The following is a 14,051-nucleotide window of genomic DNA, read 5'->3' as shown; positions in this document are numbered from 1 at the left end:
CCTGAGGGCGGGACGACGGCCGGGCTTGGCCGTTCAGTTGCCGCGGCCTTCGGCCAGCGGCACCCGCGAGCCGTCGAGCAGGCCGCGGCTGAGCTTGCCGTTCTCGATGAACAGCAGTTCGCCGTTCTCACCGTTCTTGATGCTGCTGTCGATGGCGATGATGCGATCACCGTGGAAGCTGCTCACGTGCGGCATCGAGGTGTGGCCGACCACGATCCGCCGCAGGTCCAGCTGCTCCAGCACCTGTTGCACGCCGGCAGTGTCCAGCTGGCCATCGAAATAGCCGCGGTACCAGATCGGGCTGGTCTTGCCGTCATACAACGGGGCAAGCTTGGGATCGGCTTTCAGCTCGGCCCGGGGACGGCCGAGCGAAGCCCGGTAGGCGGCATTGGTGGCAGCCGGGTCCAGCGCCAGCTGGATCGCCTCGGGCGAAATGCCACCGTGCAGGAACAGGGTATCGCCAATGCGCAGCAGCACCGGGCGGGTGCGCAGCCATTGGCCGATCACCGAATCGGCGCCATACAGCTGCGGATAGCTCTGGCCCAGCAGCTGCGCGCTGCGCAGGTATTTGGGATTGACGTAGCTCAGGTTGTCGTAGAGCACCATCGTCTCGTGATTGCCGAGAACGAAGTGCACCGCGCCGCCCGCCTTTGCCGCCTGCTGCTGCAGGCTGTACAGCAGCCAGAACGCCTCGGTGACCTGCGGACCACGATCAAACACGTCGCCAGCGATCACCAGCGTGTCGCGGCCCAGCGCCCAGCGGTCCTTGCCATCGATCACCTTGTTGGCGCGCAGCAGCCGCACCAGCAGCCCGTACTGGCCATGGATATCGGACAGGGCCACGATGCGGGCCGCGGCAGGCAGCGAGGAGGCTGAAGCCGGCAGTGGCTGCAGTACGGTCAGCGGGCGCGGGTAGCCGCACTGCGACGGAACCGTGGTGGTGGCGCGGCGGGTGAGCGTGCGCTCGACCACCCGGTCATTGCAGATCCATCGCGCCTGCAGTTGTCGCCCGTTGCGGAAGATATAGGGACCGTCGCTGTCCACGTGCGCCGCCGGGGCGGAGGCCTCTCTGGCGCTGGCCACGCCGGGCAGCAGCAGGGCAGCGTGGAGCAGCAGGGCGGCCCAGCGGGTAACGGTACGGGCAAATGACATGGACGACATCCGGCAGACGAGGGGGCAGGCGGGGGTGGGCATCCGCCACCCCATGCTACGTGGCCGCACGCGTGCGGGCATCGGCCATTGGTTGGCCGGACCGGCGAAGCTAATGTGCTACCGGCCCTGCGCCGGCGCAGAGAAGTCAGCGGTTCTGCAGGGAAGCACGGTCCGGGGCTTCCGGCAGGCTGTCGTCGGCCAGCACGATGCGGTTGCGGCCCTGTTTCTTGGCCTGGTACATCGCGGCATCGGCGCGTGCCATGACCCGCTCGTAATCCGGGTGCCCGTCATACAGGGCGACCCCGATGCTGGTGGTGATCGCCAATGGCTGGCCATCGGCCAGGGGCACGGGTGAATCGGAAATACGCCGGCACAGACCATCGGCGATGACCAGCGCCTGACGCTCGTCCACCGCCACCAGCACCACCACGAACTCCTCGCCGCCATAGCGGAACACGTAGTCGCTGCCACGGGTGAACTGGCTGAGCATGCCGGCGATGTGCTGCAGGGCGCGGTCGCCGGCCTCATGGCCGTGCTGGTCGTTGATGCTCTTGAAGTGATCCAGATCCAGCAGCAACACTGCAAAGCCGGCCTTGTTTTTGCTCGCCAGCTCGATTTCCCGGCGCAGGACGGTAGGCAGGAAGCGGCGATTGAGCAGGTTGGTCAGGGCATCGCAGCCGGCGTCCAGTTCACCGATACGCTCGAACAGCATCCCCAGCAGGTTGCGTATCTGGCCGACGCGGGCACGCACTTCCTGCAGATGGGCCGAACGCACCTTGAGGTCGCGCTTTGTATCCAGGGTGTCATGCAGGGTCTGGTCCACTGCGGCCATCAGCGCGCAGATCTGCTGGGTTTCGGAGCTTTCACCGAAGCTGGGAATGCCCTTGTGGGTCAGCCACAGGCCGAACTCGGAGCCGGCCAGCGACTGGAACTCCGGCGTCTCGTTCTGGCTGGCCAACGCATAAAGCAAGGTGTTTTCCCAGTCCAGCAGCAGGGCGCGCTGTCGTTCGCGCTCGGTACCCACGTTCTGCACCAGCGAGAACAGCCGGTATGCCGCATCCGTGCGCGAGGAGCGTTCGCGTGCATTGGAGTAGGCCAGGGTCATGCATTCCAGTGCGATGTCGAACGAGGCGGTAAGGCAGGCAACGGCGGCGTGCGCCTGCTCGCTGTGTCCGGCCTGCTCGCTGATCAGCTGGAAAAGCCGCTGTTTCAGCACCCGCATGCCGCGGGTCACCAGGTCGACGGGGATACCGACCCGGGCGTGGACATCGCCCACCACGCGCTGGGCGGCGATCAGCGATTCCACCCGTTCCGGCGTGGCCAGCAGCAGATCCCGCACCCAGCGTTGCATGGCCGGCTGCAGGCGCGTGCGCACCTGGTCGTGTGACAGCAGCCGTGAGGCCCGCTTGTCATCCAGCATCACCTGATAGAAATGCACCGCCATTTCGGCCGCGCCGGTATCGGCAAGCTGGGCCAACACCTGCGTCGCGGCAGGGCCGGCTTCGGTCAGTCCGCGTTGCCAGGCGGCAACCAGCGCCGGATTCTCGGTGTCGATAGCGGACGAAACGGCGGTAATGCTGTGCATGACAGAGTGCGCGACTGCTCAAGGTAAGCAGCCGTTATCGGCAGAAAGGGCAAGTACTTTAGCGGTGAACCGGGATGGAGGTCACGGCCGGCGGGAACGGGGCAGGGGATTGGGGCGGGAAAGGCTGCGGTCGGGGGGGGGCGCTGGTTGACTTGACAAATCGGGTGCAATGGTCACTTTCCGGACCTGGGGCAGGTGCCACGACGCCTTCACGTGATGGATGCGCCGGGTTCTTGCGATAATCCGATCCGGCGCATTGGAGTGCGCGTTGGGGATGGCATGGTGGAAGGATGCAAGGTGGCAGGTGCACGTGGCGCAACGATGATCGTCGCCATGCTCCTGCTGGCACTGGTAGGTGTGGTCTGGTCCGGGGCAGGCAATGCTGGGCCGCTGCAGCTTGACCGTGACTATCTGCTGGTTGGCGCGGCCACCGATCAACCGGCGCCGATACGGACCTGTTCGCCGGAGGCGCTGGCGCGGCTGAACGATGGCATCGATATTCCGGCGCCCGCCGGCGGCTGGTCCGGCGCCCCGCAGGCGGTGGATGTGTTCAACGTGTTCGCCGGCGAGGTGATGATCCATCACGGTGACCGCCAGGTCTGCGGACACATGCAGGACGCGCGCACCCGCGATTCCCGGTTCCGGGCCGGTATCGGCATGGTGGTGGTGCCCAAGGCCGGCAGCCGTGAGCCGATCCAGGTCGCCTGGGAGCCGCCGCTCAAGGCCCGCTGGATTCCGACGGTACGACTGGGGGCCCCCAGTCCGGTGCAGCAGATCGATACCGTGCGACTGCTGATCCGCACCGCCTGCATCGCCATCGCGTTGGCATTGGCGTTGTCGGCGCTGATTGGTTTTCTCACCACGCTCGGGCGCGAATTCCTGTTGTACGCGCTGGTGTGCGTGCTGCTGGTGGTCTGGCAGTCGGTACTGAGCGGGCTGAGCGGCTATCCCGAGCCGTGGTTGCCGGTGGGGCGCACGGCGGCGTGGTGGCAGGTCGCGCTGTCCTCGCTGCGGGTCGCGGTGATGGGCTGGATCATGTGGCGGCTGTGCGGGGGACCGCGGGTGCTGCAGCGCTCGCGGCCGGTGATGAAGGGCCTGCTGGCTGTGCTGGTCGTGCTCGCGCTGGGCGCGCCGGCGATGCCGTGGCCACTGCTGTCGTGGGTGGGAATGGCCCTGGACCACCTGTTCCTGCTGATCTGCGCGCTGACCTTCCTGCTGGGGGGCGTATCGCTGTGCCGGCGCAATTTCAGGGCGCTGGAGGGGCTGGCGGCGGTGCTGCCGCTGCTGGTGATCGAACTGGCGGATCTGTTCGGCAGCCGGCTGCTGGTCCAGTACCGGGTCGAAATCATCCAGCTGTCGGTCACCTGGTTTTTGATGGTCTCGGCCTATTCACTCAACCGTGGCCTGGGCCGTCTGCGCCAGCAGCGCGACGAGATGCGGCATCTGGCCGACACCGATGCGCTTACCGGTCTGCCCAACCGTCGCGCCGGCTTGCGCCAGCTGGAGCAGTACATGCAGCAGGCGCGCGCCAGTGCACAGCCGCTGTCGATCGGCTTTCTCGATATCGATCTGTTCAAGCAGATCAATGACCGCTACGGCCACGATGTGGGCGACGAGGTGCTGGTGCTGGTCGCCAGGACGCTGGCGCAAGGCGTGCGTAACAAGATGGATGTGATCCGCATGGGCGGCGAGGAGTTCCTCGTGCTGCTGCCGGGCACAACGGCCGGCGTGGCTGCGCCGCGGCTGGAGCAGATGCGCGAGAAAATCACGCACAACGCCCGGAATCTGCAGCATGAAGGGCTGGTGGTGACGGTCAGCATCGGGCTGGCGCAGCTGCAGGCGCGGGACGAGGATGTGGCCGGGCTGATGCGGCGGGCCGACAACGCGATGTACCGGGCCAAGCGCGCGGGCCGCAATCGCGTGGTGGATGCGGGCTCGGAGCTGGAAACCGCCTGAACCGGCCGCGCGCTGTTCGGGCAGCAGGCGATGGCGGATAATCGCCCGATGACAATCCGAATCAACAAGCACATTGCCGAAACCGGCTTCTGTTCCCGCCGTGAGGCCGATCGCCTGCTCGCCGCCCGCCGCGTCACCGTCAACGGCATCGTTGCCGGCACCGGCGCCGTGGTGGGCGAGGGCGATCAGGTGCTGGTCGATGGCCAGCCGCTGCGCACCCGCGCCGTTCACAAGAGCACTGGCCGTCGCCATGTCTATATCGCGCTGAACAAGCCGGTGGGCATCACCTGCACCACCGAGACCGAGGTCAACGGCAACATCGTCGACTTCGTCGGGCACGAGCAGCGGATTTTCCCGATCGGCCGGCTGGACAAGGATTCCGAAGGCCTGATCCTGATGACCAGCAATGGTGACATCGTCAACAAGATCCTGCGTGCAGAAAACGGCCATCAGAAGGAATACCTGGTGGCCGTCAACAAGCCGGTCACCGACCAGTTCCTGCGCGGCATGGCCCGTGGTGTGCGCATCCACAACGAGATGACGCTGCCGTGCCGCACCTCGCGCATCGCCAAATTCGGCTTCCGCATCATTCTCGAGCAGGGTCTGAACCGGCAGATCCGGCTGATGGCCGCGGAGTTCGGCTACCGCGTCACCCAGCTGCGGCGCGTGCGCATCGACAACATCAAGCTCGGTGCACTCAAGCCCGGACAGTGGCGCAATCTCACCGAACAGGAGTTGCGCGGCCTGCTGCCGCAACAGACCGATTGGTGAAGTGTGACCGGCTCGCTGCCGTCTCTGCGTGCGGTGGCTAGAATCCCAGATGCCCACCTGATGCCAGCCGCCGGATCGGAAACCGAGCATGATCAAACCCGCGCTTCCCGCCAATGAAGCCGAACGTCTGGCGGCGCTGCACCGCTACCGCATCCTGGATACCGCGCGTGAGCAGGAGTTCGAGGATCTGGTGACCATCGCCCGCACACTGTGCGGGACGGCGATGGGCGCGGTGACCCTGATCGATCAGGACCGCCAATGGTTCAAAGCGCTGCAGGGGTTTGAGAGCGAGCAGACCACGCGTGACGAGGCGTTCTGCGCCCATGCCATTCTCCAGCCGGGGCAGCTGACCGTGGTTCGGGATGCGCGGCAGGATGCCCGCTTTTGCGGCAATCCGGCGGTGGTTGGGGAACCGAACATCCGCTTCTATGCCGGTGCCCCCCTGTTGAGCAGTGACGGCCATGCGCTGGGAACCCTGTGTGTGTTCGATTCGGCGCCCGGCATGCTGGATGCGGACCGTGCCAGCGCCCTGCGCGCGCTGTCGCGGCAGGTGGGACGGATGATGGAAATGCGTCTGCTGCGCCGCGAGATCGACCATCACCATCGCGAGCACGCGTGGTACGAGGCACGGCTGGCCGAGTACTACCAGCAGCTGGAACAGACCAATCTGGAGCTGTCCGAACAGACCCGCACCGATCCGCTGACCGGCCTGCCCAACCGCCGCGCCCTGGCCGCGGCGATGTCCGCCTCGATCGAACGCGCCGTCGAAGGGCCGCCGGCGGTGGCCATCGTCGATATCGACCACTTCAAGAGGGTCAACGACATCCACGGCCACAGCGAGGGCGACCGCGTGCTGACCGAGCTGGCCGATGTGCTGCGCGCGCAGTTTGCCGGACGTGGCATGGCTGCCCGCTTCGGTGGCGAGGAATTCGTGATCCTGATGCCCGGGACCCCGCTGCACCAGGCCGAATTGCAATGCCACTACCTGCGCGAGGCCGTGCGCCTGTTGCCGATCGGGCTGCCGTTGTCGGTCAGCATCGGTCTGGCCGCGCACCGTGCCGGGGAAACCCCGGCCGATACCCTGCGCCGGGCCGATGCCGCGCTCTACCAGGCCAAGGCCCAGGGCCGCGACCGGGTCGTGCTGGCCGACTGAGCCGGCCCTGCCGGCAGGACGGAGCGAGCTCGTTGCCGTGTGTGGCGCTCAGCTGGCGGTGGCGGCCGGCCGCAGGCGGTTGAGCAGCGGATGCAGGAACACGCCACCGAGGATGATCGTCACACCCAGATAGAACTGCGCTGACAGTTCATGCTGCTCGGCCAGGAACAGCATCGCCAGCACAATGGCGTACACCGGCTCCAGGTTGGTTACCAGCTGCACCGTGTAGGCGCTCAGGTGGCGCAGCGCGACCAGTGCCAGCGCGAACGGCAGCAGCGTGCACAGCCCCGACAGGGCCAGCAGCAGCAGGCCATCGTGCAGATCCGGCAGAACCCACAGATCGCTGGCCAGGGCCGGCAGCAGGAACGGCAGCAGCGGCGCCAGCAGGGTCAGAGTCAGGGTGCCGGCGCCCAGCTCCAGCGCGGTCACCGTCAGCGGGTCGGCGTGGCCGACCATGCGCTTGTTGAACGAGCCGAAGATGGCGACCAGCAACGCCGACAGCGCGCCCACCGCCACGCCCAGGCGCATGCCATCGGGCACGCCGCCGACCACCAGCGCCACGCCCGGCAGTACCACCACACCCAGCGCCAGTTCGCGCAGCTGGAACGGACGCCGGGCGATCCATGGTTCGATGATCGCGGTGAACACCGGCGCCAGCGCGATGCAGGTCGCCGCCACCGAGGCGTTGGCCAGCTTCACCGCACCGTAGAAGGTCAGCCAGTGCAACGCCACCAGCGCGCCGATGCCGGCATAGCCGAGTACCAGCCGTGTGCTGAGGCTGGACAGCCCGCGCCAGACCCGCGGCAGCAGCGCCAGCATCGCCACCACCAGCAGCATCCGCCACCACACCAGCGGCAGGGCGGGCAGGGTGATCAGCTTGCCGAGGATGGCGGTCACGCCCCACAACAGCACACAGAAATGGATTTGCAGCAGGGCTTTGCGGGTGTCGTTCATCGGCATGGGCGAATTGTCGCCGATGCCTGGTCCGGTCGCTGTGCCGCTTCCGTCACTTTTCGCCCAGAAGCCGCAACAGTGCCTGCGCCGCCGCCGGGTTGCGGTGCTTGGCGGCACTGATGAAGTAGATGAACACCTCACGCGGGGTGCTGGCGACGGTGTCCGGCGGCACAAGGTACGGCAGATCGCCAGGCGCAGCCCCCTGTCGCCAGCGGTGCGCGCGTTCGGCCCACTGGGCCAGTTCCGGCAACGGGTAGCCGCTGGGGTGTGCGTCGCGACTGTCCATCAGCCGCGCATAGACGAAGTCGCCGCACAGGTCGGCGGCGTTGGGATGCGTGGCCGAGTCGGTATAGATCAGTGCCATGCCGTGCTGCCGGGCCAGGGCCACCAGTTGCGCGGTGAACACGCTGCGCTCGCGCACTTCCAGCGCACGCCCGGCTTCGAACTGCCACAGCAGCGGCCCCAGCCGGTCACCCAGATGGCTGATGCCATCGATGAAATCCTCGACCTGCGCACCGGTGGACGCCAGCTTGCGTGCGGTGACGATGCGCTTGGGCGCCTTGGCCGAGAACACGAAACCTTCCGGCGTGGCATCGCGCCAGGCGGCATAGATCGCCGGTTTCTGCGCGCCGTAGTAGGTGCTGTTGATCTCGATACTGGTCAGCTGGCGGCTGGCGAACTCCAGCTCGCGCCGTTGCACCAGCCCGGGCGGATAGAACGCGCCGCCACGCCAGGGGGCATAGGTCCAGCCGCCGATGCCGACGTGGAAGCCGGACGGCGAACGGACATCGCGGGAAAACAGGTCATCCATGCGCAACGTGTCCACGCAAAGCACCATTGTGCCGGGTCAGGGAGCCGTCGGTGCCTGCCAGGGATCGTAGCTGCCGAACCACCATAGATGGCCTTCGATATCGCGGCAGCCATAGCCGCGGCCGCCGTAGTCCTGGTCGGCGAGCGCGATGACGATCTGCGCGCCGGCGGCCCGGGCGCGGGCGCAGTGGGCATCGGCGTCGGAGACGATCACGCAGACGCTCTGGGTTTCCCGGCCGCCCACCTCATCGGGCTGGACCATGTTCGCACCCCATGGGCCGGGCTGCACCGAGCCGAGCATCAGCATGCCGTTGCCGAACACCAGCTGCGCGTGGTGGACGATGTCACCGTCCCGGTACACCGCATGGCGCTGGAAACCGAACGCGTGGCACAGCCAGTCGATGGCGGCTGGCGCATCGCGGTAGCGCAGGCACGGAACAAGGTGGCAGTGGTGCGGGCGGCAAGTTCCATGGGGCGTTCCTGCGGGCGGTGGAAGGCGAGCGTGCGCGTGCGCGCGTTACCATCGCGGGAAGGCCGGCCCGTGCGGGGCGGGTATCGATCCAGAGGGAACACACATTGAACAACTGGTTGGGCGGCGGGCTGGTGCTCGCGATGGGGATGGCCGCACAGGCCGCGTTGGCGCAGGAAACCGTGACGCCGGCGCAATTGCAGCAGCTCGATGCCACCGTGGAACGGGTACGTGAGCAGTTCGACGTGCCGGGCGTCGCGGTGGCAGTGGTCAAGGACGGCAAGGTCATCCTGCAGCGCGGCTGGGGCGTGCGAGAACTGGGCAAGCCCGAGCCGGTGCAGGCCGACACGCTGTTCGCCATCGCTTCCAACACCAAGGCCTTCACCGCCACCGCACTGAATCTGCTGGCCGAGGACGGCAAGCTGAAAATGGACGACCGGGTGATCGACCACCTGCCCTCGTTCCGTATGTCCGATTCCTATGTCACCGGCGAGATGCGCATCCGCGATCTGCTCTCGCACCGCAGCGGCCTGAGCCTGGGGGCCGGTGACCTGCTGTTCTGGCCGACCACCACCTACTCCAATGCCGAGGTCGTGGCGCGGCTGGCCAAGGTGCCACTCAAGGGCGGCTTCCGCGACCGCTACGCCTACGACAACATCCTCTATGCCGTGGCCCAGCAGGTGATCGAGACCGTGTCCGGGCAGTCGTTCGATGCTTTCCTGCAGCAGCGCATCTTCGACAAGGTCGGCATGGCCGGCACCCGCTACAACGCCAATCACCTCCAGCCCGGTGACAAGGCCGCCGTCGGCCACGCCAAGTTCGATTTCACCGACCTGCGCCCGGTGCCGCCGCTGACCTGGTCCAACGCCGCCGGCGCCGGTGGCCTGTATTCCAGCGTGCAGGACATGGCCAAGTGGATGAACGTGCAGCTGGCCGAAGGCCGTCTCGCCGAAGGCACGCCGCTGTTCAGCGAGAAGACCCAGCAGCAGATGTGGCAGATGCAGATTCCGCAGGTCGTGCCCAAGCCGTCGGTCCCGGAGCTGGAAGTGGCGCGACCGAACTTCGCCGGCTACGGCGAGGGCTGGAGCCTGAGCGACTACCGCGGACAGAAACTGGTCTGGCACACCGGCGGCTGGCCGGGACAGGTGTCGCGGCTCACCCTGGTGCCGGGGCAGGAGCTGGGCGTGGTGGTGTTGACCAATGCCGAGTCCGGCGCCGCGTTCAACGCCATCACCATGAGCGTGCTCGACGCGATGCTCGAGGCGCCGGCGCACGACTGGGTGGGTGCCTATGCCGCCGCCGTGGCCAAGTCGCAGGACAAGGCCGATGAAAGCTGGGCCAACCATGTGGCCGCGCGCGATGCCAAATCCAAGCCCTCGCTGCCGCTGGCCGGCTATGCCGGCGCGTACCGTGATGCGTGGTATGGCGATGTGTTCGTCGAGCAGCGCAGCGGCAAGCTGCGGCTGCGCTTCGGTGCCACCGCCGATCTGGTCGGCACCATGGAACACTGGCAGCACGACACCTTCATCGTGCGCTGGGACAACCGCTCGCTCAACGCCGACGCCTTCGTCACTTTCAGCCTCGACCCCGACGGCAAGGTGCGCGAGGTGCGCATGCAGGCGGTGTCTTCGCTGACCGATTTCAGCTTCGACTTCCAGGATCTGCTGCTGGTGCCGGTGTCTGACAAGAAATGAGTGCCACGGCGCCATCGGTCAGGCCGGTGGTCGCCAAGCGGCAGGCCGGTTCCATCACGCCGGCGCTGCCGGGTCACCACCGGCGGGGCAGTTAGCGCGACCGGTTGTTGCCGGCAGTCCGGCATGCCGAACTACCGGCGATAGCGGGACGGTTCCGCCCGCAGGCGGGCCTGGCCGTGGTAGTGGCGAACAGCCAGGCGCGTGCCCTGTGCCCTCTGTATTGCGGGGATACGCGACAATGGCCCACCTCGTCTGATCGCTGGCCTGCTTCCATGTTCCGTTGGTTTGAATCCCGCCTGGACCCGTTCCCGTCCGATCCGCCCGCGCAGCCGCCGCGCGGGCTGTATGCGTTCTGCCGGCACTACACGCGTGGCGCGGAAAAATGGCTGCTGCTGATGGCGCTGACCACCGCCGGCATCGCGGTGGCCGAGCTGGCGCTCTACGCCTATGTCGGCGCGCTGGTGGACCGGCTCGGCAGCAGCACGCCGGCCAGCTTTCTCGCGGCCGAAGGCCCGCGCCTGCTGTGGATGGCGCTGCTGGTGCTGGTCGGGCTGCCGTTGCTGGTGATGGTCAATTCGCTGGTGCAGCACCAGACCCTGCTGGGCAATTTCCCGATGCGGATCCGCTGGAGCGTGCACCGCTACCTGTTGCGGCAATCGATGGGGTACTTCCAGGACGAGTTCGCCGGGCGTATCGCCACCAAGCTGATGCAGACCTCGCTGGCGGTGCGCGAGACGGTGGTCAAACTGTTCGACATCGGCAATTACGTGCTGGTGTTCTTCATCGGCACGCTGGTGGTGGCCGGTGCCACGGATTGGCGGATGATGCTGCCGTTCGTGGCCTGGCTGATCGGGTATGCGCTGTTGATGTGGCATTTCGTGCCCCGCATGGAACGCATCTCGCGCGAGCAGGCCGACGCGCGCTCGGAGATGACCGGGCGCATCGTCGACAGCTACACCAATATCGCCACGGTCAAGCTGTTCTCGCATTCGCGGCGCGAGCAGGCCTACGCACGCGAAGCGATGGCCGGCTTCCTGGACAAGGTGCATCCACAGATGCGTCTGGCAACGCGGGTCTACTCGCTGCTGTATGCGCTGAACATGCTGCTGCTGTTTTCCTCGGTGGTGCTGGGGCTGTGGCTGTGGCAGGGCGGTGTGGTAAGCGCCGGTGCGATCGCCGTGACCGTGGCGCTGGTGCTGCGCATGCTGGGCATGTCGCAGTGGATCATGTGGGAGCTGTCGTCGCTGTTCGAGAACATCGGGACCGTGCATGACGGCATCAACTCGATCTCGCTGCCGCCGACGGTGGACGATGCGCCCGGCGCTCCGGAACTGGCGCACTTGGCCGGCGACATCCGTTTCGAGGGCGTGTCCTTCCACTACGGCAAGCATCAGGGCGTGATCGAAGGGCTGGACCTGCACGTGCGTGCCGGCGAGAAGATCGGTGTGGTCGGGCGCTCGGGCGCGGGCAAATCCACCCTGGTCAACCTGCTGCTGCGCTTCCACGACGTCGAACGCGGCCGCATCCTCGTCGATGGCGTGGATATCGCCTCTGTGCAGCAGGATTCGCTGCGCGCACACATCGGCGTGGTCACCCAGGACACCTCGCTGCTGCACCGCTCGATCCGCGAGAACCTGCTGTACGGTCGCCCCGACGCGAGCGAGGCGCAGATGCGCGCGGCGGTGGCCAAGGCGCGTGCCGATGGCTTCATCGCCGAGCTGCACGACAGCGATGGCCGCCACGGCTACGACGCCCATGTCGGCGAGCGCGGCGTGAAGCTCTCCGGCGGCCAGCGCCAGCGCATCGCCATTGCCCGCGTGTTGCTCAAGGACGCGCCGATCCTGATCCTGGACGAGGCGACCTCGGCGCTGGATTCGGAAGTGGAGGCGGCCATCCAGGAGAGCCTGGACGAGCTGATGGGCAGCAAGACGGTGATCGCCATCGCCCACCGCCTGTCCACCATCGCGCGCATGGACCGGCTGGTGGTGATGGACCAGGGACGCATCGTCGAGACCGGCACCCATGCGCAACTGATCGCCGCCGGAGGCCTGTATGCGCGGCTGTGGGCGCGGCAGACCGGCGGCTTTGTGGCGGCGGAAGACTGAGGTGGCGTTCCCGGGCGCGGCCGTTGGCCTTGCCCGGACAACGGCCTGTTGTCTGCCGGCAACAAAAAGCCCCCGCCAGCAGCGCCGGCGGAGGCTTTCAGCGGGTAGCCCGGGTAAGCGGAGCGCACCCGGGGTTTCCTCAATGTGGCAAAGCCTGCCGGGTCGGCAGACTCAGTAGCTGCCCATGTAATCGCGCTTGCCCAGCTCCACACCGTTGTGGCGCAGGATCGCGTAGCTGGTGGTCACGTGGAAGAAGAACTGCGGCAGCCCGTACTGCAGCAGATACACGCTGCCCTGCAGCTTCTTCTCCTTCGGGGTGCCGGCGCGCAGCACGATCTCGCGCGACTCGCTGCCCTCGAACTGTTCGGCACTGAAGCTGTCCACATGTGCCAGCGTTCTGGCGATCAGCGCCTGCAGCTCGGCGAAGCCGGCCTCGGCATTGTCCGGCCACGAGGGCACTTCGGTATTGGCCAGACGCGAGCTGATGCCCTTGGCGAAATCGGCCGCGATCTGCACCTGGCGCACCAGCGGGAACATGTCCGGGAACAGGCGCGCGCCGAGCAGCGCGTTGGGGTCGATCTTCTTTTCGGTGGCGTGGGCTTCGGCCTTGGCCAACACCTCGGACAGGGCGGAGAGCATCTGCTTGAGAACGGGAACCGAGGCGCTGTACATCGAAAGGGACATGGTGGAACTCCTTGAGAGGGGAAAGCCGACGCGGGCGGGACCACGCGTGTAATCAAAGTCCCCACAGCATAGGCGCTCTGCTGCCGCCAGGTTGCCGCCCTGGCCGGTGGATCGTGGAACGCAGCATGTCATGCCGCCGGCCGGAGCCGGCTATGCGCGGCGTCCGCCGACCTTGGCCGTCAGTTCTGCGTCTTCTTCGCGCGTCGTGCCGCCGCTTCATTGCGGCGGAACTGCCACGGCGCCACCGGGCGGGGATCGGCCCACAGACCGGTGCCGCTCACGCGCGCCTGGATTTCCAGTACCGGCATCAGGCGGTCATTCAAGTAGTCGGTATAGGCCCAGGCCATGCCGGCCCTGACCATTTCCCGGTTCACGTTGACGCCCTGCACATGCAGCACGCCGATGGTGCGGCCGTAGCGGTCCTTGCCGTCTTCGACCACCCGCACCGTGCGCCCGAACACCAGCGCCGACAGATGCTGCTGCGAACGGGTGCCAAAGGCCTGGCGTTTTTCCGGGGCGTCGATACTGCCCAGGCGCACCCGCACCTGCTCGCGGTTGTGCAGCACTGTGACCGTGTCGCCATCGGCGACCTTGACCACCCGGCCATCAAAATCGGCATGTGCGCTGGCGCTGACGGCCAGCAGCAGGACAAAAGCAATTACGTGTTTCATCGGAACTCGTGGGTATCAAACAACGGCATCCACGAGCGCACTACTCA

General features: G+C 66.9%; 12 protein-coding genes. 5 read left to right on the top strand and 7 right to left on the bottom strand.

Going from position 1 to position 14,051, the window contains the following annotated elements:
* Positions 1 to 33 precede the first annotated feature (33 nt).
* Both ACVOMC_RS08505 and ACVOMC_RS08500 read right to left on the bottom strand, forming a co-directional pair.
* Positions 34 to 1,152 carry a metallophosphoesterase gene (locus tag ACVOMC_RS08505; protein ID WP_481523605.1) on the bottom strand — a complete coding sequence of 373 codons (1,119 nt, stop codon included), beginning with the start codon at positions 1,150 to 1,152 and terminating at the stop codon, positions 34 to 36.
* Positions 1,153 to 1,297: 145 nt separating this feature from the next.
* Positions 1,298 to 2,737, bottom strand: a complete 1,440-nt coding sequence (locus ACVOMC_RS08500) for a GGDEF domain-containing protein (protein WP_481523604.1) — start codon at positions 2,735 to 2,737, stop codon at positions 1,298 to 1,300.
* A 297-nt stretch (positions 2,738 to 3,034) separates the two neighbouring features.
* Here ACVOMC_RS08500 and ACVOMC_RS08495 point away from each other — a divergent pair, with 297 nt between their 5' ends.
* The 3 genes from ACVOMC_RS08495 (at position 3,035) to ACVOMC_RS08485 (ending at position 6,617) form a co-directional block, all read left to right on the top strand.
* Positions 3,035 to 4,693 carry a GGDEF domain-containing protein gene (locus ACVOMC_RS08495; protein WP_481523603.1) on the top strand — a complete coding sequence of 553 codons (1,659 nt, stop codon included), beginning with the start codon at positions 3,035 to 3,037 and terminating at the stop codon, positions 4,691 to 4,693.
* A 48-nt stretch (positions 4,694 to 4,741) separates the two neighbouring features.
* The gene (locus ACVOMC_RS08490; protein WP_054657347.1) at positions 4,742 to 5,464 is read left to right on the top strand and encodes a pseudouridine synthase; all 723 of its coding nucleotides are present in this window, start codon (positions 4,742 to 4,744) and stop codon (positions 5,462 to 5,464) included.
* An 88-nt stretch (positions 5,465 to 5,552) separates the two neighbouring features.
* Complete coding sequence (locus tag ACVOMC_RS08485) at positions 5,553 to 6,617, top strand: GGDEF domain-containing protein (RefSeq protein WP_481523602.1); 1,065 nt, start codon at positions 5,553 to 5,555, stop codon at positions 6,615 to 6,617.
* 48 nt (positions 6,618 to 6,665) lie between these two features.
* On the opposite strand, the gene ACVOMC_RS08480 is transcribed toward ACVOMC_RS08485, so the two are convergent.
* The 3 genes from ACVOMC_RS08480 to ACVOMC_RS08470 are packed head-to-tail and all read right to left on the bottom strand — an operon-like array spanning position 6,666 to position 8,811.
* Complete coding sequence (locus tag ACVOMC_RS08480; RefSeq protein ID WP_057506582.1) at positions 6,666 to 7,577, bottom strand: DMT family transporter; 912 nt, start codon at positions 7,575 to 7,577, stop codon at positions 6,666 to 6,668.
* 46 nt (positions 7,578 to 7,623) lie between these two features.
* Positions 7,624 to 8,382, bottom strand: coding sequence for a DUF72 domain-containing protein (locus ACVOMC_RS08475; protein WP_481523758.1), 759 nt, complete (start codon positions 8,380 to 8,382; stop codon positions 7,624 to 7,626).
* A 36-nt stretch (positions 8,383 to 8,418) separates the two neighbouring features.
* Positions 8,419 to 8,811: a VOC family protein gene (locus tag ACVOMC_RS08470; protein WP_481523757.1), complete on the bottom strand. Its 393-nt coding sequence runs from the start codon at positions 8,809 to 8,811 to the stop codon at positions 8,419 to 8,421.
* Positions 8,812 to 8,957: 146 nt separating this feature from the next.
* Between ACVOMC_RS08470 and ACVOMC_RS08465 the strand changes: the two genes are divergently transcribed.
* Both ACVOMC_RS08465 and ACVOMC_RS08460 read left to right on the top strand, forming a co-directional pair.
* Entirely contained in the window at positions 8,958 to 10,544 is a 1,587-nt protein-coding gene (locus ACVOMC_RS08465) for a serine hydrolase (protein ID WP_481523601.1), read from the top strand.
* Between the two features lie 272 nt (positions 10,545 to 10,816).
* Positions 10,817 to 12,649 (top strand): ABC transporter ATP-binding protein, encoded by a 1,833-nt coding sequence (locus tag ACVOMC_RS08460; protein WP_481523600.1) that lies wholly within the window; start codon positions 10,817 to 10,819, stop codon positions 12,647 to 12,649.
* A gap of 171 nt (positions 12,650 to 12,820) precedes the next feature.
* Here ACVOMC_RS08460 and ACVOMC_RS08455 read toward each other — a convergent pair whose 3' ends face one another.
* A complete protein-coding gene (locus tag ACVOMC_RS08455; RefSeq protein WP_481523599.1) occupies positions 12,821 to 13,333 on the bottom strand; it encodes a DUF1993 domain-containing protein in 513 nt (170 codons plus the stop codon).
* 179 nt (positions 13,334 to 13,512) lie between these two features.
* Positions 13,513 to 14,004 carry a thermonuclease family protein gene (locus ACVOMC_RS08450; RefSeq protein WP_481523598.1) on the bottom strand — a complete coding sequence of 164 codons (492 nt, stop codon included), beginning with the start codon at positions 14,002 to 14,004 and terminating at the stop codon, positions 13,513 to 13,515.
* Between the last annotated feature and the right edge of the window lie 47 nt (positions 14,005 to 14,051).

It is taken from the genome of Stenotrophomonas sp. STEN014 (assembly GCF_056760315.1).
Note: the sequence above shows the minus strand (reverse complement) of the source record. Positions and strands in the feature narration are given on the sequence as shown.

What these genes read in the sequence shown, in the direction of transcription:
- ACVOMC_RS08490 (WP_054657347.1), top strand. Translation starts at nt 4,742, where the DNA reads ATGACAATCCGAATCAACAAGCACATTGCCGAAACCGGCTTCTGTTCC.
- ACVOMC_RS08480 (WP_057506582.1), bottom strand. Translation starts at nt 7,577, where the DNA reads ATGCCGATGAACGACACCCGCAAAGCCCTGCTGCAAATCCATTTCTGT.
- ACVOMC_RS08450 (WP_481523598.1), bottom strand. Translation starts at nt 14,004, where the DNA reads ATGAAACACGTAATTGCTTTTGTCCTGCTGCTGGCCGTCAGCGCCAGC.
- ACVOMC_RS08500 (WP_481523604.1), bottom strand. Translation starts at nt 2,737, where the DNA reads ATGCACAGCATTACCGCCGTTTCGTCCGCTATCGACACCGAGAATCCG.
- ACVOMC_RS08505 (WP_481523605.1), bottom strand. Translation starts at nt 1,152, where the DNA reads ATGTCATTTGCCCGTACCGTTACCCGCTGGGCCGCCCTGCTGCTCCAC.
- ACVOMC_RS08460 (WP_481523600.1), top strand. Translation starts at nt 10,817, where the DNA reads ATGTTCCGTTGGTTTGAATCCCGCCTGGACCCGTTCCCGTCCGATCCG.
- ACVOMC_RS08485 (WP_481523602.1), top strand. Translation starts at nt 5,553, where the DNA reads ATGATCAAACCCGCGCTTCCCGCCAATGAAGCCGAACGTCTGGCGGCG.
- ACVOMC_RS08455 (WP_481523599.1), bottom strand. Translation starts at nt 13,333, where the DNA reads ATGTCCCTTTCGATGTACAGCGCCTCGGTTCCCGTTCTCAAGCAGATG.
- ACVOMC_RS08475 (WP_481523758.1), bottom strand. Translation starts at nt 8,382, where the DNA reads ATGGATGACCTGTTTTCCCGCGATGTCCGTTCGCCGTCCGGCTTCCAC.